24 protein-coding genes and 1 pseudogene are annotated in these 24980 nt (G+C 70.7%); 21 read left to right on the forward strand and 4 right to left on the reverse strand.

Going from position 1 to position 24980, the window contains the following annotated elements; all coding sequences use genetic code 11:
• Positions 1-349 precede the first annotated feature (349 nt).
• From ACIPAE_RS14425 to ACIPAE_RS14440, 4 genes and pseudogenes are all read left to right on the forward strand, one after another.
• A complete protein-coding gene (locus ACIPAE_RS14425; protein WP_402445262.1) occupies positions 350-1603 on the forward strand; it encodes a helix-turn-helix domain-containing protein in 1254 nt (417 codons plus the stop codon).
• A gap of 7 nt (positions 1604-1610) precedes the next feature.
• Positions 1611-1799 (forward strand): annotated as a pseudogene (locus tag ACIPAE_RS14430) (Scr1 family TA system antitoxin-like transcriptional regulator); the annotation flags it as partial.
• Positions 1789-2016 (forward strand): DUF397 domain-containing protein, encoded by a 228-nt coding sequence (locus ACIPAE_RS14435; RefSeq protein ID WP_402445263.1) that lies wholly within the window; start codon positions 1789-1791, stop codon positions 2014-2016. The pseudogene ACIPAE_RS14430 and the gene ACIPAE_RS14435, both read left to right, overlap by 11 nt.
• A 175-nt stretch (positions 2017-2191) precedes the next feature.
• A complete protein-coding gene (locus ACIPAE_RS14440) occupies positions 2192-2854 on the forward strand; it encodes an HAD family hydrolase (RefSeq protein ID WP_329370161.1) in 663 nt (220 codons plus the stop codon).
• 74 nt (positions 2855-2928) lie between these two features.
• On the opposite strand, the gene ACIPAE_RS14445 is transcribed toward ACIPAE_RS14440, so the two are convergent.
• From ACIPAE_RS14445 to ACIPAE_RS14455, 3 genes are all read right to left on the reverse strand, one after another.
• Complete coding sequence (locus ACIPAE_RS14445; RefSeq protein ID WP_366412294.1) at positions 2929-3354, reverse strand: hypothetical protein; 426 nt, start codon at positions 3352-3354, stop codon at positions 2929-2931.
• 228 nt (positions 3355-3582) lie between these two features.
• Positions 3583-4308 (reverse strand): alpha/beta hydrolase, encoded by a 726-nt coding sequence (locus tag ACIPAE_RS14450; RefSeq protein ID WP_366412293.1) that lies wholly within the window; start codon positions 4306-4308, stop codon positions 3583-3585.
• A 273-nt stretch (positions 4309-4581) separates the two neighbouring features.
• A complete protein-coding gene (locus ACIPAE_RS14455) occupies positions 4582-5892 on the reverse strand; it encodes a helix-turn-helix domain-containing protein (RefSeq protein ID WP_402445265.1) in 1311 nt (436 codons plus the stop codon).
• 462 nt (positions 5893-6354) lie between these two features.
• On the opposite strand from ACIPAE_RS14455, the gene ACIPAE_RS14460 reads away from it, so the two are divergent.
• The 17 genes from ACIPAE_RS14460 to glnA all read left to right on the forward strand — a co-directional run bounded on the left by ACIPAE_RS14460 (position 6355) and on the right by glnA (position 24334).
• Positions 6355-6987: a hypothetical protein gene (locus ACIPAE_RS14460; protein WP_366412291.1), complete on the forward strand. Its 633-nt coding sequence runs from the start codon at positions 6355-6357 to the stop codon at positions 6985-6987.
• Positions 6988-7300: 313 nt separating this feature from the next.
• On the forward strand, positions 7301-7822 hold the full coding sequence (locus ACIPAE_RS14465) for a hypothetical protein (protein ID WP_402445267.1): 522 nt from the start codon (positions 7301-7303) through the stop codon (positions 7820-7822).
• Between the two features lie 199 nt (positions 7823-8021).
• A complete protein-coding gene (locus ACIPAE_RS14470) occupies positions 8022-9785 on the forward strand; it encodes a DUF6801 domain-containing protein (protein ID WP_402445269.1) in 1764 nt (587 codons plus the stop codon).
• A gap of 82 nt (positions 9786-9867) precedes the next feature.
• The gene (locus tag ACIPAE_RS14475; protein ID WP_366412288.1) at positions 9868-10857 is read left to right on the forward strand and encodes an ATP-binding cassette domain-containing protein; all 990 of its coding nucleotides are present in this window, start codon (positions 9868-9870) and stop codon (positions 10855-10857) included.
• Between the two features lie 25 nt (positions 10858-10882).
• Positions 10883-11728, forward strand: a complete 846-nt coding sequence (locus ACIPAE_RS14480) for an ABC transporter permease (protein WP_329370176.1) — start codon at positions 10883-10885, stop codon at positions 11726-11728.
• A 3-nt stretch (positions 11729-11731) separates the two neighbouring features.
• Positions 11732-12622, forward strand: coding sequence for an MlaE family ABC transporter permease (locus tag ACIPAE_RS14485; RefSeq protein WP_402445271.1), 891 nt, complete (start codon positions 11732-11734; stop codon positions 12620-12622).
• Positions 12619-13899: an MCE family protein gene (locus tag ACIPAE_RS14490; protein ID WP_329370180.1), complete on the forward strand. Its 1281-nt coding sequence runs from the start codon at positions 12619-12621 to the stop codon at positions 13897-13899. Before ACIPAE_RS14485 ends, ACIPAE_RS14490 begins: the two co-directional genes overlap by 4 nt.
• Positions 13896-14927 (forward strand): MCE family protein, encoded by a 1032-nt coding sequence (locus ACIPAE_RS14495; RefSeq protein WP_366412287.1) that lies wholly within the window; start codon positions 13896-13898, stop codon positions 14925-14927. The genes ACIPAE_RS14490 and ACIPAE_RS14495 overlap by 4 nt, the downstream gene beginning before the upstream one ends.
• Positions 14924-16003, forward strand: a complete 1080-nt coding sequence (locus ACIPAE_RS14500; RefSeq protein ID WP_329370184.1) for an MCE family protein — start codon at positions 14924-14926, stop codon at positions 16001-16003. The genes ACIPAE_RS14495 and ACIPAE_RS14500 overlap by 4 nt, the downstream gene beginning before the upstream one ends.
• Before the next feature lie 110 nt (positions 16004-16113).
• The gene (locus tag ACIPAE_RS14505; protein WP_402445495.1) at positions 16114-17277 is read left to right on the forward strand and encodes an MCE family protein; all 1164 of its coding nucleotides are present in this window, start codon (positions 16114-16116) and stop codon (positions 17275-17277) included.
• Positions 17274-18464, forward strand: a complete 1191-nt coding sequence (locus ACIPAE_RS14510) for an MCE family protein (protein WP_402445273.1) — start codon at positions 17274-17276, stop codon at positions 18462-18464. Before ACIPAE_RS14505 ends, ACIPAE_RS14510 begins: the two co-directional genes overlap by 4 nt.
• Positions 18464-19762 (forward strand): MlaD family protein, encoded by a 1299-nt coding sequence (locus ACIPAE_RS14515; RefSeq protein ID WP_329370185.1) that lies wholly within the window; start codon positions 18464-18466, stop codon positions 19760-19762. The genes ACIPAE_RS14510 and ACIPAE_RS14515 overlap by 1 nt, the downstream gene beginning before the upstream one ends.
• Positions 19759-20502 (forward strand): hypothetical protein, encoded by a 744-nt coding sequence (locus ACIPAE_RS14520; protein ID WP_402445275.1) that lies wholly within the window; start codon positions 19759-19761, stop codon positions 20500-20502. The genes ACIPAE_RS14515 and ACIPAE_RS14520 overlap by 4 nt, the downstream gene beginning before the upstream one ends.
• Before the next feature lie 15 nt (positions 20503-20517).
• A complete protein-coding gene (locus ACIPAE_RS14525; RefSeq protein WP_402445276.1) occupies positions 20518-21210 on the forward strand; it encodes a hypothetical protein in 693 nt (230 codons plus the stop codon).
• A 173-nt stretch (positions 21211-21383) separates the two neighbouring features.
• Complete coding sequence (locus ACIPAE_RS14530) at positions 21384-21938, forward strand: hypothetical protein (RefSeq protein WP_366412295.1); 555 nt, start codon at positions 21384-21386, stop codon at positions 21936-21938.
• A 50-nt stretch (positions 21939-21988) separates the two neighbouring features.
• On the forward strand, positions 21989-22831 hold the full coding sequence (locus ACIPAE_RS14535; RefSeq protein ID WP_402445278.1) for a hypothetical protein: 843 nt from the start codon (positions 21989-21991) through the stop codon (positions 22829-22831).
• 141 nt (positions 22832-22972) lie between these two features.
• A complete protein-coding gene (glnA, locus tag ACIPAE_RS14540; RefSeq protein ID WP_328463226.1) occupies positions 22973-24334 on the forward strand; it encodes a type I glutamate--ammonia ligase in 1362 nt (453 codons plus the stop codon).
• 88 nt (positions 24335-24422) lie between these two features.
• On the opposite strand, the gene ACIPAE_RS14545 is transcribed toward glnA, so the two are convergent.
• Positions 24423-24857: an Asp23/Gls24 family envelope stress response protein gene (locus ACIPAE_RS14545; protein WP_366412282.1), complete on the reverse strand. Its 435-nt coding sequence runs from the start codon at positions 24855-24857 to the stop codon at positions 24423-24425.
• Positions 24858-24980 lie beyond the last annotated feature (123 nt).

A 24980-nucleotide genomic window follows, 5' to 3' on the forward strand; every position in this document is an offset into this window, starting at 1 on the left:
CCGACGGGCAAAGCCCAGCAGTTCCCGGCCTATCCCGAGCTGCACGGACTCCATCTCGTCGGCCAGCCGCCACATCGCGTCACACTCATCCGACCGGAGATAGCACGCGCCGCCGTCCGGCCCCGGCCACGGCAGAAGCCGGGCGCCGCTCACCGCGGGCCCGCCCACATCCGCTTTCACCCCGGGCGGCCACGACTCCATGAACCCGCGCATGTCAGCCTGCCTTCGTCAGGTTGTCCACGCCCCCGGACCGGTAAAACGGTCACGGGGGTCTGCCGTGACAAGACCTTGCCGCCACAAAACGCCCAGTCCCATCCCAAGGCCCTATAGGGCGCCCTATATTTGAGGCATGGAGGAAACGCCCGGGCCTCTGTGGTCCCACCCGCAGTTAGCAACGGCGATTGCCAGTGAGGACTGGGGCGCCGTCTTCCGCACGTACCGCAAGCTCACCGGATTGAGCCAGACCAAGCTGGGTGAACGGACCGGCCTCGCCCAGTCCGACGTTTCCGATATCGAACGCGGCCGGCGACGAGTGACCTCCGCCGAGGTGCGGCAGCGGATCGTGGTCGGGCTCGGGTTGCCGGAGCGGCGCCGGGACAGCGGGACGCGAGGGGATGCCGGGAGTGATCCGGTTCCCGGTCTGTCACTGCCCGGTGCCCTGCCGGACGAGGATCTGCTCGACCGAGTGACGGGCATCGTCGAAGGTGGGCGGCGGGTGGACGCCGCCACCCTCGACTGGCTTGACCGGCTGCTGGCCGAGCACCGCCGTGCCGAGGACGACATCGGGTCGCGGCCTCTCATGGACGTTATGCGTCGGCAACTCGGGACGGTCGTGGACCTGTACTCGGGCGCGCGCGGGCCGCTGAACGACCGTGTGGTCCGACTGGCAGCCGAGCACGCCCAGTTCCTCGCGTGGATGGCAGGCGACCAGGACAACACGGCCGCCGCCCTGGCCTGGTACGACCGTTCCCACGAGTGGGCGTTGGAGGCCGGTGACGCCAACATGGCTGCCACGACGCTCAACATGAAGGCGCACCTCGCGTGGTCCAAAGGCCGCGCCACCCGTTGCGTGAGCCTCGCCGAGGCCGCTCGCCGGTCGTTCACCGGCACATCGAACGGTGTCCAAGGGATGGCGGCGCAGATGGCCGCTCGCGGGCACGCACTGAGCGGCACGGTCGTCGAAACGCACCGTCTGCTCGATGAAGCGCAGGACCTCATCAGCGAAGCGTCCGAGCACCCGGAGGACGAACCGGTCTGGATGTACTTCTACGACGAGACCTGGTTCACGATGCAGCGCGGCATGGCAGCACTGCACCTTCGTGACTGGTCGACCGCCGTGGACCAACTCACCCTCGGAGTTGACGCGATGCCTGACACGTACCGGCGTGACAAAGCCTGGTTCCGTGCCTGCCTCGCACACGCTCTTGCCGGAGTGGGCGAACCGGACCGTGCCCTGTCCGTGGCCTTGGCAAGCGTCCCCGCCGCAGCCGCCGTCGGGCGCCCGCATTCATGGAACAAGCTGCACACGACTGCCGCCACCCTGCTACGACGGGGCGCCAAGGAGGGACATCAGCTGGTAGCGGCCCTCAAAGACAACGACTGAGCGTTCAATGTGGTTCGAGGACCAACCGCCGGTCGCCTACGTCGAGGGCCTGTACACGGGCAAGGTGCACGACTCTCCGGCGATGGTTGAGCGGTTCCAGAACACATACGATCTTGCCCTGACGGACGCGCTCCCGCTGAAGGAGTCGCTCACCCTCCTGCGAGCCACAGCGAAGGACTTCGGACATGACATCTGACCACATAATCGCAACGGCCTCGACGCTCACCGGTTGGCGCAAGAGCAGCTACAGCGGCTCTGATCAGGGCAGCTGCCTTGAAGTCGTCGACGGCATGCCCGGAGTGGTTCCGGTTCGGGACTCGAAGGACCCTGACGGCCCCGCGCTCGTCTTTCCCGCGGACGTCTGGAGCGCGTTCGTGCGCAGCGTCCGGACGGGGGAGCTTCCCTCGCTGTAGCCCGTGACGGCCCTGCGCTCCGGACCGGTCCGGAGCGCAGGGCCGTTGGGTGCCTGCCGGATCGGCGGTCCGGGCCAAGGCTCGCGTGCCGGGGCGTCGGGGTGTCCTGCCCGGTGGCAGAGCACGGGTTCGTCGTCGCGTGCCCCGGTCCAGAAGACCCGTCTACGCTGCAGTTATGAGCCATGCGATGGAACTCGTCATATTCGACTGCGACGGGGTACTGGTCGACAGCGAGCGCATCGCCGTGCGCGTGGATGCCCTCGTCCTGGCGAAGTGGGGGTGGCACCTCACCGAGGCCGAGATCGTCGAGCGGTTCATGGGCCGCTCGAACCAGTCCATGGCGAGGGAGGTGGAGGCCCACCTCGGGGAGAGCCTGCCGGCCGGCTGGCAGGACGAGATCGAGCCGCTCTACCGCGAGGCGCTGGCCGCCGACCTCGTCCCCGTTCCCGGTGTGGTCGATGCGCTTGACGCCCTTGACGCGATTGCCGATCTCTCCACCTGCATCGCGTCCAGCGGAAGCCACGACAAGATGCGCTTCACCCTGGGACTGACCGGTCTCCGTCAACGTTTCGAGGGCCGCATCTTCAGTGCCGACGAGGTCGAGCACGGCAAACCGGCGCCTGACCTGTTCCTCCACGCCGCGCAGCGGATGGGCGTCTCACCGCAGGCGTGCGCCGTCGTCGAGGACAGCCCGTACGGACTTCAGGCGGCCCGAGCCGCGGGCATGCGCGCGTTCGCCTACGCGGGGGGAATGATTCCCGCGCACCGGCTCGAAGGCCCCGGCACCGTCGTCTTCGACGACATGCGCAAGCTGCCCGGGCTCCTCACGGATCGGTGACGGGCTCCCGCGCCCTCCCAGGACCGCTCTGACCACTCGTTTCGAGCCGACGGGTTCCCCGCGCGGGGGCACCGTCAACTACGGGCGCTGCCAGGCGCGTTCCTCTGAAGGCGGTACCAGACGATCCCGGCGACGACGACACCCGCGGCGAGATAGAGCCAGCGCAGGTCGGACGTGCTGGTGCTGTTGAGGGAGGACGTCGAGAAGGCGGTGACGCCGGTCGCGGTCGCGGCCAGGGCCGCCGGGGAAACGCGCCGCTTCGGCGTGCCCTGGCGGGCGCGGACGCCCGTGACCAGCGCGTAGGCGCCGAGGGCGAGGACGAGGCCGACGAGGGGAGCCGTCAGACCCGGCATGCCATCGCGGGGAGTCTGGAGGGCCACCGCGGCGCCGAACATGACGGCGCACACCGGCGGCACCCAGAGCGGCAGGGGCGGACGCGCCGAAGCGTCGTGGGAACGGCGGGCTGGTCCGAGGTTGCTCCTCGTTTCTGCTGCGTCCATGGGGGCCATTGTGGCAGCCGAACGTCGGGCGCCCCCATCTGCCCTCGGTGCCGAGGGCGTCCTCGGCGTGCGGCCGGCCGTGGAGAACGCCGAGGTTCGCCGCGCATCGAGGAGGGGCAGGGCCGGTCCTCGATGCGCGGCGGCCTGAGCCGCACCGCCCACGGCCCACCCCTACCGTCCGGGGCCGGCCTGGCGGATCGGTCTTGCTTCCGGCCTGGCGGCTCGGTCTTACTTCAGGTGGCGATCGAAGAACCGGGTCCCGTCCACCAGCTCGAACGCGGGGGTGCCGGTGTGCCCGCCGAGGTTGGCGTGCAGCGTCTTCTCCTGGGTGCCGAAGGCGTCGAAGAGGTCCAGGGCCCGCTGCCGGGGGTTGCCCCTGTCGTCCCACTGGAGCAGGAACAGCAGCGGAACGGTGACCTGGCGGGCCTCCTCGCGCTGGGCGCGGGGCACGTAACCGCCGGCGAAGAGACCGGCGGCTTTGATGCGCGGCTCGGCCACCGCCAGCCCGATCCCGACGGCGGTCCACCCCGAGTACCCGACCGGGCCGCCGTGGATCTCGGGCAGCGTGAGGAGGGCGTCCAGGGTGGTCCGCCATTCCGGGACCGCCTTCTCGACCAGCGGGCCGACGAAGGACTCGAAGATCTCGTCGACCGGTTCGCCGGCCTGCATCGCCCGGCGGAGCTCGCCGCGGGCCTGGTCGTCGGTGGCCGAACGGGGCCGGTCACCGCTTCCGGGGGCGTCGATGGAGGCGACCGCGTAGCCGGCCGCCGCGTGGTGCCGGGCCCGGGCCACCAGTCGGGCTTCCGTCCTGGGCAGGCCGTTGTTGTGGGCCATCAGGATCAGCGGGGTCGGTACGGCGGATTCCGGCGTCCACAGGGTGCCGGGGATGTCGCCGAGGGTGAACTCGCGGGCGAGGACGCCGTCATCGAGGCGTTGCTCGGAAACGAACTGCATGGTCGTGCCTTTCGGGAGTGCGCGTGATCGGCGCTCCCGGACGACCTATCGCCCGGCCGTGACCCTGGAGGGGAGCACCCATGGAGATACTGTGTTCACGGGTACCACCTCCTTGTTCTCTCGCACGGCTTCCGGAAAAGTAGCAGGGGTCGGTGCGGGCGGCAAACGGGTTTCGGCGGGCGTGCGGTGGGGCGACGCGGGCGCCGGGGACCCAGGGCGAGCGCGCGTCGCGGTGGGGCCAGGACCGTGGCCGGTTCCGTGGCAGGGGCCGTATTACGCGGTGGGGGAGCCGTCTTCCCCGTACTGGCGCAGGTGTAAGGCCCGCAGCGCGATCTCCGTGGCGAAACGGTCGTCCGGGTGGGCCAGTTGGTCGCCGAAGGCGCGGTCGAGGATGCGCATGCGGTAGCGGACCGTCTGCGGGTGGACCCCCAACTGGTCGGCGACCTGGCCCGCGGTGCCGCGGGTGGTCAGCCAGATCCGTAAGGTGTCGATCAGGCGGGTGCGCTGCGCCGGCGTCAACCCGACCAGCGGGCCGAGGTACTTCCGGGCCATCTGGTCGGCGAGCGCCGGGTCTCCCAGCAGCCACAGCGGCAGCAGATGGTCCTCGCTGAGGATGAGCGAGTCGTCGTCGCAGGCACCGTCGACCGTTCCGGAACCGCCGATCGCCCCGGCACCGGCGCTCCCGCTCACCCCCGCGCGCTCGGCCGCCCCGGAACCCCCGACCACCCCCGAACTGGCCAGCGCCAGCGTGTGCCGCGCCCAGCGCAGCGAATCCGCCGCCTCGCCGAGCGCCGTGGTCAGCCCGACCGCGGCCCGGCAGCCGCCGAGCGCCGCGGTCAGCGAGGCGCGCCGCTCCTCGGTGAACGGCCCCGGTATCAGCAGGTGCGGCTCGGGATCGGCGAAGTCCTGGAGGACGTCGCGGTCGAGCGCGGTGCGGGCCGGCCGGGTGCCGAAGGCGACCGCCACCATCGTGACCTCCTCCGGCAGCGGCCACGCGGCGTGCTCGGCGAGTTCGGCCAGCGCGCTGCGCGCCACCGCGGTGCCGCCGAGGATGCGGCGCAGCAGCCGGCGGCGCCGGTTGTCCGGCTCCTCGCCCAACTCGGCGAGCGCCTGCACGTATCCCTCGCGGGACAGTTCGGCCAGGTCGCCCATGTAGGCGAAGAGCGCGTCGGCGAAGGTCAGCATGAAGGACGCGGACAGGTTGTAGCGGCGCCCGACCGTACGCACCCGGCGCAGCGCCACCTGGCAGCCGATCCGGTACGCGGCCTGGAGGTTGTCCAGGCTGCGGCCCTCGTACGCCTCGAAGCGGCCGAACCGGCGGCAGAGGTCGTCACGCAGCGAGGTGGTGGCGGTGGGGGCGGCCACCCGGTCCACGAACGTGGCGATGCTCTGCTCGATCCCGATTTTGATCACCCGGCTGTTGGGGCCCTCCAAGAGATGCCCGTATTCGGGGATCGCGGCGACGATTTCAGCTGCCATCTCTTTTAACAGACTCGGCAGTTCAGGGCGCATGATCGCGGCGAACTCCCGTGGAATCGGACCCGGTGCCTCCGTTTGCTCCGGGGTCTGCCGCATTACGGTCATGTCCGCCCCCTCCCGTGCGCCCCATCGCGCCTCGGTGACCTCGGTGCAACATAGACCAAACGTCTACGGAGCGCAGCCCCATGGACACGGAAACGTTGTCATCCCTGGTTGCGCGGGCCCGTGTTCGCCCGCGGCGGGCGGCCGTAGCACAGTGTCCGCGGGCCACGGGGGCGCACTGATCACGAAGTGGGCCGCGGACCTGCAAGTGCTCACTCTTTTACAAACCGCCCGGTGGCGATGTTGCCCCGGTGACAGAAAAATACCGGTCGGTAGTGGCCGGTGGAGATTCTTCGGCCGGATTCTTGCGCCCTCCGGTTACCCGTGCGTAACGTCCTCCCCCGCAAGGGCAACCGACTGGAATCGGTACCCAACGTTCCAGGTAGTGAGTCGCAACCGAATTGCGCCCGAGCAGCGCAGACATCGGTTTTATCAGGCACGCCAACTCCCAGGAAGGAACAGCCCATGCGTAAGGTCTCCCCTCTCGTCAAGGGTGGCGTCGTCACCGGCGCCGCGCTCGCCGCGTCCCTCGTCCTCGCCATCAGCCCGGCCTCCGCGGCCGGCACGTGGACGGTCACCGGCGGCGGTGCGTTCACCGCCACCTCCACCAACACCGTGCTGAAGGACACCGCCACCGGCACCACGCTGTCGTGTAAGTCGTCGACCGCGACAGGCACCGCGGCGAACACCACCGGTGCCAGCGGCACCGGCATCGCGTCGATCGCCGGCGTGACCTGGACCACCTGCTCCGGGCCGCTGGGCATCACGTTCACCGTCACGGCCGACAACACCCCGTGGGCGCTGAACGCCGTCAGCTACAGCGGCGGCGTCACCACCGGCACCCTGACCGGTGTCGAGGCGCACATCAGCGGCCTCGGCTGCACCGCCACCTTCGCGGGCGCGAGCGCCACCACGCCGGCCACGCTGGACGTGAGCTACACCAACTCCACGCACGACCTGAAGGTGCTGGGCACCGGCAACCTGCACGCCTACAACGTGTCGGGCACCTGCCTCGGCCTGATCAACACCGGTGACGCGACCACGTACACCGGTGACTACATCGTCTCGCCGTCCACCCTGGCGATCACCTCGCCGTGACCCGGCGGATCGCGTAGCGGGCGGGTTCGCTGCACCAGCGCGCTACCGCACCACCGCACCAGCAGGGACCCCGGCCCGCGGTCTGAGGCCGGGGTCCCTGTGCCAGGGAGGGGACTCGCGTCATGAGAACGGCTTCGAGGGGGAGGGCGGGATGACATTCACCCGGCGAGGGATCAGGGCGAGCGCCGTGCTGTGCGCGGCTGCTGTAGGCGGCGCGCTCATGGTGGGCGCTCCGGCGTCGGCGGAACCACGGCCCGCCGCGGACGGGGGCTGGACGGTGACGCCGGGGGGAGCGTTCACGGCCGCCGCGGAGATGAGACTCACCGACTATCACGACGGGGCGCAGTGGGCGTGCGGGTACTCCGCATCCAGCCCGTTCACGGCCTCGGGAACGCTGGTGGTCGGCAGTGTGCCGGCCGGCCAGAGCATCGGCGAGTGGACCTCCCTTCCCTCATTCATGTGCTCCGGTCCGCTGGGGATCGTCCACACTGTCACCGTCGGTAAGTTGCCCTGGCATCTGGACGCGACGGCGTATGACGCAGCATCGGACACGACCACCGGCATGTTGACGGGACTGTCGTTCCATTGGGTGGGCCTTGGCTCGACCGTGGATTTCGACGGTCCAGGTGGTGCCGGTTCGGGCACGGGCTCACTCCCGTTCAGCTATGACAACGCGGCGCATCTGCTGACTCTCAACGGCGGGGGCGCTCTTGAGGCGTACAACGTCACCGGGACGGATCTCGGACTGCTCGACGACGGGGATCCCGTCGGGCTCGACGCCACCATGCCCGTCACCCCGGCGCAGACGATCCGGCCGGACGGCGTGACCGGCTGACCGTTGCCGCGCGGGGTCTCCAGTGCTCACTGGAGGACAAAATTCCGGTTGCCGTTTGTCACCCGATGACAAGAATTCCGGGCTCCGGAAATTCGCCGGATCTTCGGCCGTTCGATCACTTGTCCACCCTTATTACCCACACGTAATGTCCTGCCGCCAGGGCTGGAAGAGGAGTTCGGAAATGAGGGGTGCCGTGCGAGTGAGCCGACCGCGTCCGCGTCGAGTGGTGCAGCTCGCGGGCGTCGCGGCCGCCGCGCTCCTGGCGGGGCTGCTGCCGGGCACGGACTCGGCGGCGAGCGGCGAGCCCGACGGGGTCTCGCTGGCGTACACCTGCCAGTTCGGTGCCGGCCAGGACCCGCAGGACATCAGCGTCGGCATCAAGCAGGCGTACCCGGCGGACGGGACCGTCGGCAAGCCGATCCAGCCGGGCGACCTGACGCTGACCGTCGGCATCCCGCGGGCCGCCGTCACCGCGCTGGTCCCGGCCGAGGCCGACACCCTCAGCGGCAGCACCGACATGAAGACGAACATCACCCAGGGCACCTCGCGGACCGTGGTGATCTGGCCGGACCTGACCGCGAAGTCCACCACCGTGGCCGGCAGCGGCGATCTCGACCTGGTCCTCACCGGCAAGGTGCCGGGTGTCGCGGTGACGGCCGGGGGTGATCTGGTCTTCGCTGCCGGCGACCTGGACCTGACGCTGCATCCGCAGTCCGCTGCCGGTACGCCCTCGGACCCGGGCACACCCACCGCGGACCCGTCGACCCCCGCCGATTCCGGTACGGGCGGAAGCAGTTCGGATGATAGTGGAGCGGTCAGCCCGTCGGACATCTCCGGCAACGCTCCCGCCGGTTCCGGTTCCGGTTCCGGTTCCGGCACCGTCGCCAGTGGCAGCGCCGCAGGGTCGCTCACCGACATCACCGGGCTGTGCGCGGCCAAGGCAGGTCAGGACATCACCCTCGGGACGGTGACGGTGCCCGGTGGCACCTCTTCGACGCCGTCCTCCGGCACCTCGACCGGCGCCACGGGGACGTCCGGTACGCCGTCCGGCTCCCCGTCGTCCTCCCCGTCCGCGGGCAGCTCGCCGACAAACACGCGTACCACCATCGTCCCGCTGGACACGTCTCCGCCGCACTCGGGCCGGACCACCTGCGACGCGGTGCCGCATGGTGAACTTGACCCGAAACGGCTGCCGCCGGTCAGTCCCCAGGCGATCGTCCTACCCCTGCCCAGTATGCCGCCCTTCCCGGACGCCCGCATGTGCGCCTATGCCGTGGGCTTCTCGAACGTCAACAAGCTCACCGGCGCGATGATCATAAACGATCCGAACGCCCACCCCGTCCTGGCTGACGTCAACTCCGGCCGGCGCAAGGTCCTCGACTACACCAACGAGTACGTCGAGGTCGACTCGCTGTTGTCATTCGCCCCGCCGCCGTCGCATGCGACCTTCCTCACCTACGGCTTCGTGCCCACCAGCGCCGAGGTGGACTTCGTCCCCAAGGGCCTGATGACCGTCGTCCAGACCGGTGACGACTACTACAACGAGCCGATCCTCACCACCATCGGCGGCTACCAGGACATCCGTATCCACGACGTGAAGATCAACGGAGTGACGCTGGACGTCGGCCCCAACTGCCACACCGCCACTCCGGTCGATGTGGTGCTCAAGGGACGCAAGCGCCCCTCGACGGACACCAGCACTGGTGGGCTGCCCAACTACGACATCGTGGACGGCGGCCCGCTGGTGGACGACAACCTCACCGTCCCGCCCTTCACCGGCTGCGGCACTCACGGCGAGAACCTGGACGCGCTGTTCACGGCGTCGCTGTCGGGATCGGGAAACACCCTCAACATGGTCCAGGCGCCGATCTGTTCACCGGACGACGGCACCACCCCGCAGAACTGCACCGAACCCGACATCCCCCTGCCCCAGCTCCCCGTCCGCGCCGGGTCCACCAAGTGACCGCCGCCGCCGGACGTACCTCCGTCCACCGCACCACCGCCCCCCACCCGTCCGTCCACCACAACCGCCCCCGGGAGGTGCAATGGGAATCGAAGTGATCGTCGAGGGTCTGACGAAGTCCTTTGGCAAACAGACCGTCTGGGAAGACGTGACGCTCACTCTGCCGCCCGGCGAGGTCAGCGTGATGCTCGGTCCCTCCGGTACCGGCAAGACCGTGTTCCTGAAGTCCGTGATCGGCCTGCTCAAACCGGAGCGGGGACGGGTGATGGTGAACGGCGTCGACATGGTCGGCGGCAAGGAACGGGACATCTACGAGACCCGCAAGCTGTTCGGCCTGATGTTCCAGGACGGCGCGCTGTTCGGCTCGATGAACCTCTTCGACAACATCGCCTTCCCGCTGCGGGAGCACACCCGCAAGAAGGAGTCGGAGATCCGCCGCATCGTCATGGAGCGGATGGACATGGTCGGCCTGATCGGGTCGGAGGGGAAGCTGCCCGGCGAGATATCCGGCGGGATGCGCAAACGCGCCGGGCTGGCACGGGCGTTGGTGCTGGACCCGCAGATCATCCTGTGCGACGAGCCGGACTCCGGGCTCGACCCGGTGCGCACCTCGTACATCTCGCAGCAGTTGATCGACCTCAACGCGCAGATCGACGCCACGATGCTGATCGTCACGCACAACCTCGACATCGCCTCGACCGTGCCGGACAACATGGGCATGCTCTTCCGGCGCCGGCTGGTCGCCTTCGGGCCGCGCGAGTTGCTGCTGACCAGCGACGAGCCGGTGGTACGGCAGTTCCTCGGCGGCCGCAAGGAGGGGCCGATCGGGATGGCCGAGGAGAAGGACGAAGCGACCCTGGCCCGCGAGCAGTCGACCGACCTGCCCGCCGAACTGCCGCGCCGGATCGCCCCCCAGCTCGAACCGAGCCCCGGACTGCCGCCGCGCCTGGCCGTGCAGCGCCGCCGGGCCCGGGTGCTGGCGATGTGGGACGACCTGCCGGTCGCCGCGCGGACGGCCATGAAGGCCGGACTCGCCCCCGCGCAGGCCCCCGTACAGGAGGAGCACGCATGACCGGGCCCGCCGCGGAGGTGGCCGGATGACCGCGCCGCCCGTACCGGAGTCCGCGCCGGAGGCAGCCCCGCCCGCGCGCGCCGCGGCCGTCCCGCGCCGCTCCATCCCCGGCGCCGGTGCGCTGCGCGAGACCGGCCAGCTCCTGACGCTTGCGGCGACCACCGTCCGGGACACCTTCCGGCGGCCGTTCCAGATCCGCGAACTGATCGAGCAGTTCTGGTTCGTGGCGAGCGTGACGATCCTGCCCGCGGCGCTGGTGTCGATCCCGTTCGGCGCCGTGATCGCGCTCCAGGTCGGCTCGCTGGCCCAGCAGTTGGGGGCCCAGTCGTTCACCGGCGGGGCGAGCGTGCTGGCGGTGATCCAGCAGGCCAGCCCGCTGATCGTGGCGCTGCTGATCGCGGGCGCCGGCGGCAGCGCGATCTGCGCGGACCTCGGCTCGCGGAAGATCCGCGAGGAGCTGGACGCGATGGAGGTGATGGGCGTCTCCCCGGTGCAGCGGCTGATCGTGCCGCGGGTGCTGGCCACGATGCTCGTCGCCCTGATGCTCAACGGCCTGGTCTCGGTGGTCGGCACCGCCGGCGGCTACTTCTTCAACGTGATCGTGCAGCACGGCACCCCGGGCGCGTACCTGTCCAGCTTCTCGGCGCTCGCCCAACTGCCCGACCTGTACATCTCCGAGATCAAGGCGGTGATCTTCGGCTTCATCGCCGGGATCGTCGCCGCCTACCGCGGGCTGCACCCCAAGGGCGGCCCGAAGGGCGTCGGCGACGCGGTCAACCAGTCCGTGGTCATCACCTTCCTGCTGCTGTTCGTGGTCAACGTGGTGCTGACCGCGATCTACCTCCAGCTCGTGCCGCAGAAGGGAGCCTGAGCGATGGCCCTGCTCGACAAGGACGCCCCGCGGCCCGAGCCGCCCGAGCCCGCCGCCGCGCCGCCGCCCCGCGCCCGCCGGGCCGGCCCGAGCCGCTGGCTGCGCTGGCTCGACGACACCGGCGACCACCTGCTCTTCCACGTCAAGGCCGTGCTGTGGGTCCCGCGCACCCTGCGCCGCTACCTCAAAGAGGTGCTGCGGCTGCTGTCGGAGGTCGCCTTCGGCAGCGGCGGCCTGAGCGTCATCGGCGGCACCGTCGGCGTGATGATCGGCATGACGCTGGCCACCGGCACCGTCGTCGGCCTCCAGGGCTACGCGGCGATGAACGAGCTGGGCACCGCCGCGTTCACCGGCTTCATCTCCGCCTACTTCAACACCCGCGAGATCGCCCCGCTGATCGCCGGCCTCGCGCTGTCCGCGACCGTCGGCGCCGGGTTCACCGCGCAGCTCGGCGCGATGCGGATCAACGAGGAGGTCGACGCGCTGGAGAGCATGGGCGTGCGCTCGATGCCCTACCTCGTCACGACCCGGATCATCGCCGGCGTGGTCGCGATCATCCCGCTCTACGGCATCGGCCTGCTCAGCAGCTACGCGGCCTCCCGGCTGGTGACCGTGTGGTTCAACGGCCAGTCGCCCGGCACCTACGACCACTACTTCAACCTCTTCCTCGCACCGGAGGACGTACTGCTGTCCATACTGAAGGTGCTGATCTTCAGCGTCGTGGTGATCCTCGCGCACTGCTACTACGGCTTCACCGCCAAGGGCGGCCCGGCCGGGGTCGGGATCGCCGTCGGACGGTCGGTGCGCAACGCGATCGTGATCATCTCGCTCACCGACTTCTTCCTGTCGCTGGCGCTGTGGGGCGCCACCACCACCGTGCGGGTGGCGGGATGACCACCACCGACACCCGTACCCCGGGGCCGCCGCCGGCCCCGCCCGCCCCGCCGGCCCGCCCGGTCCGCGGCAGCGGCGCCGCCCGCCGCCGCACCGCCGGCATCATCTTCCTGCTGGTGCCCGCGCTGCTGGCCTGGCTCGCGGTCGCCGTCTACGACAAGTCGTTCAGCAACGCCGCCAAGGTCACCGTGGACACCGGAAGCGCCGGCAACGAGATGAACCTCGGCGCCGACGTGAAGATGCGCGGCGTCGTGGTCGGCCGGGTCACCGCCATCCACGCCAACGGCACCGGCGCCCGGCTGACGCTGGCCATCGACCCCGGCAAGCTGCACCAGATCCCGGCCGGCGTCACCGCGCAGATGCTGCCGACCACGCTGTTCGGCGAGCGGTTCGTCGCGCTCGTACCGCCGGCCGGCAGCCCCTCGGGCGGCCCCGCGCTGGCCGCGCACAGCACCATCCCGCAGGACCGCTCCGCCGACGCCGTCGAACTCGAACAGGTGCTGGACAACGTGATGCCGCTGCTGACGGCCGTCCAGCCGCAGAAACTCGCCGCCACCCTCAACGCGGTCGCCACCGCGCTCGACGGCCGCGGCCAGGAACTCGGCACCACCCTGGTCCAGCTCGACCGCTACCTCACCAAGCTCAACCCCCAACTGCCCGCGCTCACCGACGACATCAAGCAACTGGTGACGGTCAGCAACACCTACAACGCGGCCGCGCCCGACATCGTCCAGGCGCTCACCGACTTCACCAAGACCAGCGGCACCATCGCCCAGCAGCAGGCCAACCTCAGCACGCTGTACGGCTCGACGACCGCCACCGCGCAGGACCTCACCACCTACCTGCGGCAGAACAAGGAGAACCTGATCCACCTCGCCGCCGACAGCCGCGGCACCCTGCAACTGCTCGCCCAGTACGCCCCGTCCTTCCCCTGCACGCTGCGCACCCTCGCCGACTTCGTGCCGGCGATGGACAAGGCGCTCGGCAAGGGCACCGACGAACCCGGCCTGCACGTCAACGTCACCGCCGTCGCCTCCCGCGGCAAGTACGTGGCCGGCAAGGACACCCCGGTGTACGACGCGAGCGGCGGCCCGCAGTGCTACCCGGTGCCGTACACCGGCCGCGGCACCACCCCGATCGCCAACTCCCCGCAGGAGAACGAGCTGGTCGACGAGTTGCTCGCGCCCGGCATGAACACCTCGCCCGGGAAGCTGCCGGACTGGAGCAGCGTGCTGACCGGGCCGGTCTACCGCGGGGCGGAGGTGACGGTGAAGTGAACCGCCGCAGCCTGACCGGGCCGATCGTCAAGTCGCTGATCTTCATCCTGGTCACCGCCTTCGCCACCACCGTGCTCGCGGTGAGCATCGCGGGCGCCGGGGTCGGCAACACCTCCGGCTACAACGCCGAGTTCACCGACACCACCGGGCTCAACAAGGGCGACAGCATCCGGATCGCCGGCGTCAAGGTCGGGCAGGTCGAGTCGATCAAGGTGGTCAGGCACCGGGTCGCGAAGGTGCACTTCTCCGTGCAGAAGGGCCGCACCCTGCCCGCCTCGGCCACCGCGACCATCAAGTACCTCAACCTGGTCGGCCAGCGCTACATCGACCTCCAGCAGGGCAGCGGCCCGGTCGGCAGCACCCTGCACCCGGGCGCCACCATCCCGCTCGGCCACACCACGCCCGCGCTGGACCTCACCGAGCTCTTCAACGGCTTCCAGCCGCTCTTCGAGGGGCTCTCCCCGAAGGACGTCAACCAGCTCTCCGGGGAGATCGTGCAGGTCCTCCAGGGCGAGGGCGGCACCGTGGACAGCCTGCTCAGCAACATCGGCTCGCTCACCACCACGCTCGCCGCGAAGGACCAGGTGATCGGCCAGGTGATCGACAACCTCAACTCGGTGCTGACCACCGTCAACACCCGCGAGGCCGGCTTCAACGACCTGATCACCTCGCTCCAGCAACTCGTCACCGGCTTCTCCGCCGACCGCGAGCCGATCGGCCAGTCCATCACCGCCATCTCCCAACTCACCACCAGCACCGCCGGGTTGCTCCAGGACGGCCGGCAGCCGCTGAAGAACTCCATCGCCCAGCTCAACCGGGTCTCCACCAACCTCGGTGACAACACACCGCAGTTGCAGAAGTTCCTCACCACCACCCCGGGCAAGTTCCAGACCATCGGCCGGCTGGCTTCCTACGGCTCGTGGCTCAACCTCTACCTGTGCCAGGCCACCGTGCACGGCGTCACCACCTCCGACGGCAGCGCGCCGCCCACCGGTATAGCGATCACCGAATCGAGGTGCCGGTCATGAGGCTGAGACCGCCCACGCTCCGCCTGCGCCGCCACCCCGCCCGGCGCGGCCACCCGCTCTTCCGGCCGCTGCGCGAGCGCAACCAGATCGCGGTCGGCGTCGTCGGCCTGCTGGTGCTCGCCCTGCTCAGCCTCGTCGCGTACAACGCCGACGCGCTGCCGCTGATCGGCGGCGGCACCACGTACTCCGCCCACTTCACCGAGGCGGCCGGCCTGAAGAGCGGCAACGAGGTGCGGGTGGCGGGCGTCAAGGTCGGCAAGGTCACCCATGTGGGGCTGGACGGCGCCCAGGTCAAGGTCACCTTCCGGGTCCGGCACACCTGGATCGGCGACGCCAGCACCGCCGCCATCGGCATCAAGACGCTGCTCGGCGAGAAGTACCTCGCGCTGGACCCGCTCGGCGACCGCGAGCAGGACCCCGGCGACACCATCCCCAAGTCCCGCACCACCTCGCCGTACGACGTGACGCAGGCGTTCAACGGGCTCGGCCAGACCTTCGGCGCGATCGACACCGACCAGCTCGCGGCGAGCTTCCAGGCGATCTCCGACACGTTCAAGGACACCCCGGCCTCGGTGCGCACCGCCGCCACCGGGCTGTCGTCGCTGTCCAAGACCATCTCCAGCCGCGACGCGCAGCTCGCCTCGCTGCTCAGCGGCAGCAAGAAGCTCACCAAGACCCTCTCCGACCAGAACAGCCGCTTCCAGGAGCTGATCTCCGACGGCAACCTGCTGCTCGGGGAGGTCGAGAAACGGCGGACCGCCATCCACTCCCTGCTCACCGGCACCCAGAACCTGGGCACCCAGCTCAACGGCCTGGTCGCCGACAACGACAAGCAGCTCGCGCCCACCCTGGCCGCCCTCGACCGGGTCACCAACGTGCTGCTCGCCAACCAGAGCAGCCTCGACAAGGTGCTGGCACTGGCCGGCCCCTACTACCAGGTGGTCGGCAACACCCTCGGCAACGGCCGCTGGTTCGACAGCTACCTGTGCGGGCTGGTGCCGAAGAACTACCTGCCCAGCGGCACCCCGCCGACCACCGGCTGCATGCCGCCCAAGGCGACCGGAGGAGCGTCGTGAGCGCCTTCCCGCGGCGGCTGCGCCGTACCAGCAGACTGACGCTGCCGGACCTCCCGAGGGAGAACGACGAGATCGGCGGAGACGGCGGAGGCGGCGATGGCCGCCGGGGCCTGCCGGGCCGCGCGGCCCGGCTACCGCGCCGCGCGCTGTCCGTGGCGGTGGTGCTGGTGATCGTCGCGGCCGCGGCCGTCACCGCCGGGTTCGTCGCCTTCGGCGGGCCGTCCGGCAAGCACGTCACCGCGTACTTCGACCGTACGGTCGGCGTGTACGCGGGGTCCGACCTGCGCATCCTCGGCGTGAAGGTCGGCACGGTGGAGTCCGTCAAGCCGCAGGGCAAGCAGGTCAAGGTGGCGCTGCGGCTGGACCACGGCATCAAGGTGCCGGCGAAGGCCGGCGCCGTGGTGGTCGCGCCCAGCGTGGTCGCCGACCGCTACATCCAGCTCACCCCCGCGTACACCGGCGGCGCCCAACTGGCCGACCACGGCGTCATCCCGGCCAGCCGCACCGCGACACCGGTCGAGATCGACCAGCTCTACGCCTCCGTCACCCAGCTCAGCAAGGCGCTCGGCCCCAACGGCGCGAACACCACCGGCGCCCTGTCGAACCTGCTCGACGTCGGGTCGCAGAACCTCAAGGGCAACGGCAAGGACATCGGCGACAGCATCGACCAGCTCGGCCAGGCCACCAAGACCCTCAACGGCCACAGCGACGACCTGTTCTCCACCCTCGCCTACCTCCAGTCCTTCACCACCATGCTCAAGAACAACGACGGCAAGGTGAAGACCGCCACCGACCAGCTCTCCACCGTCAGCGGCTTCCTCGCCGACGACAAGGAGGACCTCGGCGGCGCGCTCCAGCAACTGTCCACCGCGCTCGGCTCGGTGAAGACCTTCATCCAGGACAACCGCAGCCGGCTGAAGACCAGCATCACCAAGCTCACCCCGATCACGCAGACGCTCGTCGACCAGCGCGCCTCGCTCGCCGAACTCCTCGACGACGCCCCGCTCGCCGCCGACAACCTCCTCAACACGTACAACCCGAAGACCGGCACGCTCGACGGCCGCACCGACATCAACGAGCTGAGCATGGGCGGCAGCGTCGACCCGACCGACACGGGCACCACCGGCACGACCTCCAACACCGCCGCCAAGAAGGCCACTTCGGGCCCGAACGCCTCGACCCCACCGCTGCCGCTGCCACCGGTCGGCACGGTCTACGGCAGCGGCGGCAGCACCGGCAGCACCGGCAGCGGCAGCAAGGGGGCGGCCAAGTGAACGCCCGCCACGCGGCCGCCGCGGCCCTGCTCACCGCGACCGCCCTCACCCTCACCGGCTGCTCCTTCACCAACGTGCAGAGCATGCCGCTGCCCGGCGGCGCCAACCTCGGCAGCCACCCCTACACCGTCAGGGCCCAGTTCGCCGACGTCCTCGACCTGGTGCCGCAGGCGTCGGTACGGGTCAACGACGTCGCCGTCGGCCGGGTCACCAAGATCGCGCTGGCGCACAGCGGTTGGTCGGCCATCGTCACCATGAAGCTCAACGGCAACGTGAAACTCCCGTCGAACGCCTACGCGCACCTGGAGCAGTCCAGCCTGCTCGGCGAGAAGTACATCCAGCTCGCCGACCCGCCCAGCACCGAACCCGCCACCGGCAAGCTCCAAGCCGGCGACACCATCCCCACCTCGCACACCAACCGCAACCCCGAGGTGGAAGAGGTCTTCGGCGCGCTGTCCCTGGTGCTCAACGGCGGCGGCATCCAGCAGATCCACACCATCAGCACCCAGCTCAACAAGGCGCTCAGCGGCAACGAACCCGCGGTCCGCGACATGCTCACCCAGGTCAACACGCTCGTCTCCGACCTGGACGCCCACAAGAAGGACATCACCGACGCGCTCGACGGCGTCAACAAGCTCTCCGCGACCCTCGCCACCCGTGACCAGAAGATCGGCACCGTGCTCACCAGCCTCAGCCCGGGCCTGAAGGTGCTGGAGCAGCAGCGCGGCTCGCTGGTCACCATGCTCCGCTCGCTCGACACCCTCTCGGGCGTCGCGACCGACACGGTCAACCGGAGCAAGGACGACATCGTCGCCGACCTGAAGTCCCTCGGCCCCACCCTCCAGCGGCTCGCCGACGCCGGCGACGACCTGCCCGACTCCCTCCAGGTGCTGCTCACCTACCCGTTCACCGACGAGGTGCTCAACGGCGTCAAGGGCGACTACCTCAACGTCTACCTCGACCTCACCGCGGCCTCCGGCACCCAGCTCATCCCCGAACTCCAGGCCGGCGACAGCGACTACCCGGGTCTGCAGTCCGTGGACCCCTCGGTGCGGAAGAAGTCCGCGAAGCCCCCGACCGGTCCGCCGTTGCCGCTGCCCTCGGTCACGACGCCGTCGGGCAGCACCCCTTCGGGCGCCACGCCTTCGGGCGCCTCCCCGTCGGCCACCACTTCAGGGGGCCACTGATGCTGACCCGCGCCACCGTCGCCAAGAACATCGCCTTCCTGATCGTCGCGGTCCTCGTGATCGGCTTCGTCGGTGTCCGCTACGCCGACCTCGGCCGCTACGTGGGCCTGCGCGGCTACTACACCGTGGACGTGCAACTCCCCGAGGCAGGCGGCCTGTTCGAGCACGCCGACGTCACCTACCGGGGTGTCTCGGTCGGCCGGGTCGGCCCGATCCGGCTCACCCCCGACGGCGTCGAGGCGGAACTGCGGATCAACAACTCCGCCCCGCACATCCCCAGCCGGCTCTCCGCGGTCGTCGCGAGCCTGTCCGCGGTCGGCGAGCAGTACATCGACCTGCAACCCCGCACCAGCGACGGGCCCTACCTGCACGGCGGTTCGACCATCGCGCAGGCCAGCACCAAGGTGCCCGCGCCCGTCACCAACCTGCTCACCAGCGTCAACGACCTCGCCCAGTCCGTGCCGTTGGACGCCCTGCGCACCGACGTCGACGAACTCGGCCTGGCGTTCAGCGGCCAGGGCGACAACCTCCAGTCCCTGCTCGACACCAGCAGCGAGTTCCTGACCGCCGCCGACGCCAACCTCCCCGCCGACACCACGCTCATCAACGACGGGCGGACGGTGCTGCGCACCCAGGTCGACGAGTCCGACGCGATCAAGAACTTCGCCACCAGCGCCAACCAGCTCGCCGCGCAGCTCGACGACTCCGACACCGACCTGCGCCGCCTCATCGCCGCCGCGCCCGGCGCCGCGACCCAGGTCAGCGCGCTGCTGCGGGACGTCGGCCCCAACCTCAGCGTGGTGCTGGCCAACCTGCTGACCACCTCCGACATCGCGGTCACCCGGCAGAACGGCATCCAGGAGTTCCTGGTGAAGATGCCCGCCGTGGCCGCCGCGGGCTCCTCGGCGGTCAAGAACGGCAAGCTGGACTTCGGCATGGCCGTCACCTTCTTCTCACCGCTGCCGTGCACGTCGGGATACGGCGGCACCACCTACCGCAACGGCCTCGACACCAGCCCGCCGGCCACCGCGTTCAACACCGCGGCCCGCTGCACCGCGCCCGCCTCCTCCGGCACCGACGTCCGCGGCTCCGCGCACGCGCCCGGTGGCGGGGGAGTGCCGACCCCCGCGCAGCCGGGGTCGGTCCTGCCGACGTCCACGCAGTCGTCGACGGGCGCGGCTCCCGCTGCTACGCCCGCCGTGGGGCCGGCGCTGCCCGGCGCCCTCGCCCTGCCCGCGCTGCCCGCCGCCGGGCCCACCACCATGGCGGGCCTGCTCGGCCTGGAGGACCAACGATGAGCGGTACGACGGATGAGGCGGAGCCGGACGTGAGTACGGAGGCGGAGCCGGAGCCGGACCAGGGGGCGGGGCCGGATGCGAAGGGGGAGCCGGGAACGGAGGTCGAGCCGGACCCGGAGGTCGAGCCGGACCCGGCGCCGGAGTCGGGGCCGGATGCGGACGAGGGGGCCGCGGCGGCCGTCGAGGGGAGGTCCACTCTGCGCCGCCGGGCCGCCGGCGTGCTGCGCGCGCTGCGGGCCCGGCGCACCGCGGTCGCCTGGGCCACGATGCTGACCGCCGCGCTGCTGCTGTGCGGGCTCTCCGCCTGGTCCTACGCCGACACCCGTGGCGACGGCGCGCTGTCCTACGGCAAGTCCCGCGACGCCGCTCTGGGCGCGGGGGAGCGCGGGGTGGCCCGGCTCAACACCGTGGACTCCGCGCACGTCGACCGCGACCTCGACAGCTGGCTCGGCGTGACCACCGGCCCGCTGCACGACCAGCTGACCCGTACGCACGGCTCCGACACCGCGACGATGAAGGCGGCCGGCACCTCCACGAACGGCACCGTCACGGACGCGGCCGTCACCGAGCTCGACACGCGGGCCGGCACCGCGAAGATCATCGTCACCGTCCAGGTCCGCCTCACCCCCAAGTCCGGTACGGCCAGCACCGATCGCAAACGCTTCGAAGCCAACCTGTCCCGTACCGCCGGCACCTGGAAACTCGCCGCCCTCACCGCGGTCCCGATCGGCGCGAGCTAAGGGATGACCACCGACATGACGACAACGGACAAGACCGCGGCCGCGCCCGAGGAAGCCGAGCGCGCCGACCCGGCCGATCCCGTCGACACCGACACCGACGCCGACAGCACCGCCGACAGCGGTACCGACACCGACGTCGACCGTTCGGCGGAGCCGGGCGCGGGCGGGCGGGGCGCGTGGGCCGGGCGGGTGCTGCGGCGCGCACGGTCGTACGGATGGCGGCGGATCGCCGGGGCCGCCGCGATCGCCGTCCTGCTGCTGGGCTCCGGTGGCCTGCTCTACGCCGCGCAGGACCTCAAGGACCCGGCGGCCACCCGCAACCACGCGCTCACCGACAGCGCCGCCACCGACCAGGTGATCGGCGACGTCAGCAGCGCGCTGAGCCAGATCTTCGCGTACACGCCCGACGGCACCGACGCCACCGAGCAGGCCGCCCGCAACGTCCTCGCGGGCAGCGCGGCCACCCAGTACCAGGCGCTGTTCGCGCAGATCAAGCAGAATGTCGCCACCCAGCAACTCACCCTCACCACAAGGGTCGTACGGGCCGGCGTGGTCAGCCTCACCGCCGACCACGCCCGCCTGCTGGTCTTCCTCGACCAGACCGCGCAGCGCGCGGGTTCCACCGCCACCAGTGCCGCCGCCCAACTCTCGGTCACCGCCGAGCAGAAGAACGGCCACTGGCGGATCACCGCTCTCAAGGCCCGCTAGGGGAGAGGCAGATGCCACGTATGCGTTTCGGCTCGCGCCCACCGCGCAAGGACGACCCCGAGGGCGTCGAGCACGTCGAGGACATCGCGGATGTCGCGGATGTCGAGGGCGTCGCGAAGGCGGCCGAGCCCGCGCGGGTACGGCCCCCCGCGCCCGCCGGACGGCGGCCGCTGCTGGGCGCGGCGGTCGCCCTGGTGGTGGCTGCGGCCGTCGCCGCCGCGTGGACCGGCTGGTCGTGGTACTCCGCCGCGCACGACGACAACGCGGCGTTCGCCCGTACCCGGGACACCGTGCTGGCCGCGGGCGAGCAGGCCGTGCAGAACATGAACACGCTCGACCACGCCCACCTCGCGGCGGGCCTCGCCGTGTGGGAGCAGAGCACCACGGGCGACCTGCACAGCCAACTCGTGCAGGGCCGGGCCGACTTCGAGAAGCAGGTGCAGCAGGCGCAGACGGTCAGCACCGCGAAGGTGCTGAGCGGCGCGGTGACCGACCTCGACGACCGCACCGGCAAGGCCGATGTGATGGTCGCGCTCCAGATCACCGTGCAGGCGCCCAAGTCGAAGCCCGCGGTGAAGGAGAGCCGGCTGCTCGGCGAGATGACCCGCACCTCGGCCGGGTGGAAGCTCAGCGCGCTCGGTGACGCGCCGATGGGCGACAGCGCCTCCACCGCGGCCGACCCCACGGCGGCCCCGACCGCCGATCCCACCGCCACCGCCGGCCACTGACGCCCGCACCGCCGTACCGCCGCACGTCGTCCGCGAGAGGACCGCAGCCCATGTCGACCACCCGCCACCTCATCAACCGGCAGCGCAGGCTCGCCGCGGCGTCCGCGGCGTCCGCGGCTGCGACCGAGCGCACCGTACGACCGGCCCGCGACCGTACCGACGGTACCGACCGGCCCGACCGCACGGCCGCGGGCGCCGGCTCCGGCACGGGCAGCGGCACGGGCGGCGGCGCGGCCGAGCGCGCCCCCGGCAGGTCCGGCCGGACCGCGACCGTGACCGCGACCGCGGTCCGCCCGCGCCGCCCCGCCGCCCCGACCGAGACCGCCGGGAAGGACGAGGCGGCCCAGCGCCGTACCGCGTCCCTGCGGCTGCCCGCCCGCTTCCCCCTCACCATCGCCGTGCTCGCCCTGCTCACCGTGCTGCTCGGCGGCTTCGCGGCCTGGGCGGCCGGGAGGGCGTCCGCCCTGCACGACGGCTCGGCCACCTCCAACACCGCGCTCACCGACAACGCCCGCACCGCCGAGGTCAAGGGCCAGATCGCGCAGGACGTGAACTCCGTCTTCTCCTACGACTACACCGACACCGCCCGGACCGACACCGCCGCGAAGAAGGTGCTCACCGGCAAGGCGGTCCAGCAGTACGCCACGATGATCGCCCAGGTGAAGGCCGCCGCCCCGAAGCAGAAGCTCGTGCTGACCACCACCGTCACCGACACCGGCGTGGAGATGATCAGCGGCGACCGGGCCCGGGTGCTGGTCTACGCCGACCAGGCGAACACCTCCACAGCCAAGGGCGCGAACGCCGGCAGCGCCTACTCGGCGGCCATGTTCGCGGTCGACGCGGTCCGCCAGGCGGGCAGCTGGAAGATCGCCTCGATCGACACCTTCAGCTGACGTCTCCGCCCGATCCCGTCCGGCGTGCACTATGGAGGAGCGGCGCCCGCAACCCGTGCGAAACGGTGTGGTGCAATGCTCCTGATCCCCCGGGTTGCCGACGGCGGGGGAGCGGTGCCTGACCGGCGAGGATGGATGGATATGGACAAGCAGCAGGAGTTCGTTCTCCGCACCCTGGAGGAGCGGGACATCCGCTTCGTACGGCTGTGGTTCACCGACGTGCTCGGCTACCTGAAGTCGGTCGCCGTCGCCCCCGCCGAGCTGGAGCAGGCGTTCGACGAGGGCATGGGTTTCGACGGCTCCGCGATCGAGGGCTTCGCCCGGGTGTACGAGTCCGACATGATCGCCAAGCCGGACCCGAGCACCTTCCAGATCCTGCCCTGGCGCGCGGAGGCACCCGGTACCGCCCGGATGTTCTGCGACATCCTGATGCCCGACGGCTCCCCGTCCTACGCCGACCCGCGCTACGTCCTCAAGCGCGCCCTGGCCAAGACCTCCGACCTCGGCTTCACCTTCTACACGCACCCCGAGATCGAGTTCTTCCTGCTCAAGGAGCGCCCGCTGGACGGCAGCCGGCCGACCCCCGCGGACAACTCCGGCTACTTCGACCACACCCCGCAGAACGTCGGCATGGACTTCCGCCGCCAGGCGATCACCATGCTGGAGTCGATGGGCATCTCGGTCGAGTTCTCCCACCACGAAGGCGCCCCCGGCCAGCAGGAGATCGACCTGCGCTACGCCGACGCGCTGTCCACCGCCGACAACGTGATGACGTTCCGGCTGGTGATGAAGCAGGTGGCCCTGGAGCAGGGCGTGCACGCCACCTTCATGCCCAAGCCGTTCTCGGAGTACCCCGGCTCCGGCATGCACACCCACCTCTCGCTCTTCGAGGGCGACCGCAACGCGTTCTACGAGTCCGGTGCGGAGTTCCAGCTCTCCAAGGTCGGCCGGTCCTTCATCGCGGGCCTGCTCCGGCACGCCGCCGAGACCGCCGCCGTCACCAACCAGTGGGTCAACTCCTACAAGCGGATCTGGGGCGGCTCCCAGCGCACCGCGGGCGCCGGCGGCGAGGCCCCCTCGTACATCTGCTGGGGCCACAACAACCGGTCCGCGCTCATCCGCGTGCCGATGTACAAGCCCGGGAAGACCGGCTCCACCAGGGTCGAGGTCCGCTCCCTCGACTCCGGCGCCAACCCCTACCTCTCCTACGCCGTCCTCCTCGCCGCCGGCATGAAGGGCATCCAGGAGGGCTACGAACTCCCGGCCGGCGCCGACGACGACGTCTGGGCCCTCACCGACTCCGAGCGCCGCGCCCTCGGCATCGAGCCCCTGCCCCAGAACCTCGGCGAGGCGATCGACCTCATGCAGCGCAGCGAACTCGTCGCCGAGACCCTCGGCGAGCACGTCTTCGACTTCTTCCTGCGCAACAAGAAGCAGGAGTGGGAGGAGTACCGCTCGGAGGTCACCGCGTTCGAGCTGCGCAAGAACCTGCCGAACCTGTAACCGCAGGTCGGCGACTGAGCGAGGCGCCCCCGGGCCCGCCTTAGGGCGGTGCTCCGGGGGTGGCAGGACAGGGGTGCCCGGGGACGGGTCAGCGGACGCGGCCCTCGTCCTCGTCGGTGTCGGAGTCCTCGCCGGGGACGTGGACGTCGCGGACGTTGATGTTGATCTCGACGACCTCGAGTCCGGTCATCAGCTCCACCGCGCTGGTGACGCTGCCCCGGATGTCGGAGGCGGTCTCGGCGATGTGCGTGCCGTAGTCGACGACCACGTCGATGTCGAGGGCCGCCTGCTCCTCGCCGACCTCGACCTTCACCCCGCGGGTGTGGTCGTCGGAGCGGGAGACGCGGTCGCGGACCGCCCCCACGGCACGAGCGGCGCCGCCGCCCATCGCGTAAACCCCTTCGACCTCCCGGGTGGCGATCCCGGCGATGGTGGCCACCACCGTGTTGGCGATCGTCGTCTTCCCGGCGGTGTCCTTCTTGCGCCCGGGTGTTGTCTTCGCAGTGCTCTCCGCGGTTGTCATGGGGCAAGCCCCTTCCCTCTCGACTGCTCGCTGACGAAATGCGGGCTCCCTACCACTGTGAACCCGCACCGGCACCCGTGCCACTCTGATGCCGTAAGGGTCCGCGCGGGTCACACTGGGTGG

It is taken from the genome of Streptomyces sp. NPDC087270 (assembly GCF_044744625.1).
Classification (GTDB): Bacteria; Actinomycetota; Actinomycetes; order Streptomycetales; family Streptomycetaceae; genus Actinacidiphila.

Coding starts and splice junctions, on each gene's coding strand:
- ACIPAE_RS14425 (WP_402445262.1), top strand. CDS start 350: ATGGAGGAAACGCCCGGGCCTCTGTGGTCCCACCCGCAGTTAGCAACG.
- ACIPAE_RS14435 (WP_402445263.1), top strand. CDS start 1,789: ATGACATCTGACCACATAATCGCAACGGCCTCGACGCTCACCGGTTGG.
- ACIPAE_RS14440 (WP_329370161.1), top strand. CDS start 2,192: ATGAGCCATGCGATGGAACTCGTCATATTCGACTGCGACGGGGTACTG.
- ACIPAE_RS14445 (WP_366412294.1), bottom strand. CDS start 3,354: ATGGACGCAGCAGAAACGAGGAGCAACCTCGGACCAGCCCGCCGTTCC.
- ACIPAE_RS14450 (WP_366412293.1), bottom strand. CDS start 4,308: ATGCAGTTCGTTTCCGAGCAACGCCTCGATGACGGCGTCCTCGCCCGC.
- ACIPAE_RS14455 (WP_402445265.1), bottom strand. CDS start 5,892: ATGACCGTAATGCGGCAGACCCCGGAGCAAACGGAGGCACCGGGTCCG.
- ACIPAE_RS14460 (WP_366412291.1), top strand. CDS start 6,355: ATGCGTAAGGTCTCCCCTCTCGTCAAGGGTGGCGTCGTCACCGGCGCC.
- ACIPAE_RS14465 (WP_402445267.1), top strand. CDS start 7,301: ATGAGACTCACCGACTATCACGACGGGGCGCAGTGGGCGTGCGGGTAC.
- ACIPAE_RS14475 (WP_366412288.1), top strand. CDS start 9,868: ATGGGAATCGAAGTGATCGTCGAGGGTCTGACGAAGTCCTTTGGCAAA.
- ACIPAE_RS14480 (WP_329370176.1), top strand. CDS start 10,883: ATGACCGCGCCGCCCGTACCGGAGTCCGCGCCGGAGGCAGCCCCGCCC.
- ACIPAE_RS14485 (WP_402445271.1), top strand. CDS start 11,732: ATGGCCCTGCTCGACAAGGACGCCCCGCGGCCCGAGCCGCCCGAGCCC.
- ACIPAE_RS14490 (WP_329370180.1), top strand. CDS start 12,619: ATGACCACCACCGACACCCGTACCCCGGGGCCGCCGCCGGCCCCGCCC.
- ACIPAE_RS14500 (WP_329370184.1), top strand. CDS start 14,924: ATGAGGCTGAGACCGCCCACGCTCCGCCTGCGCCGCCACCCCGCCCGG.
- ACIPAE_RS14515 (WP_329370185.1), top strand. CDS start 18,464: ATGCTGACCCGCGCCACCGTCGCCAAGAACATCGCCTTCCTGATCGTC.
- ACIPAE_RS14520 (WP_402445275.1), top strand. CDS start 19,759: ATGAGCGGTACGACGGATGAGGCGGAGCCGGACGTGAGTACGGAGGCG.
- ACIPAE_RS14525 (WP_402445276.1), top strand. CDS start 20,518: ATGACGACAACGGACAAGACCGCGGCCGCGCCCGAGGAAGCCGAGCGC.
- ACIPAE_RS14535 (WP_402445278.1), top strand. CDS start 21,989: ATGTCGACCACCCGCCACCTCATCAACCGGCAGCGCAGGCTCGCCGCG.
- glnA (WP_328463226.1), top strand. CDS start 22,973: ATGGACAAGCAGCAGGAGTTCGTTCTCCGCACCCTGGAGGAGCGGGAC.
- ACIPAE_RS14545 (WP_366412282.1), bottom strand. CDS start 24,857: ATGACAACCGCGGAGAGCACTGCGAAGACAACACCCGGGCGCAAGAAG.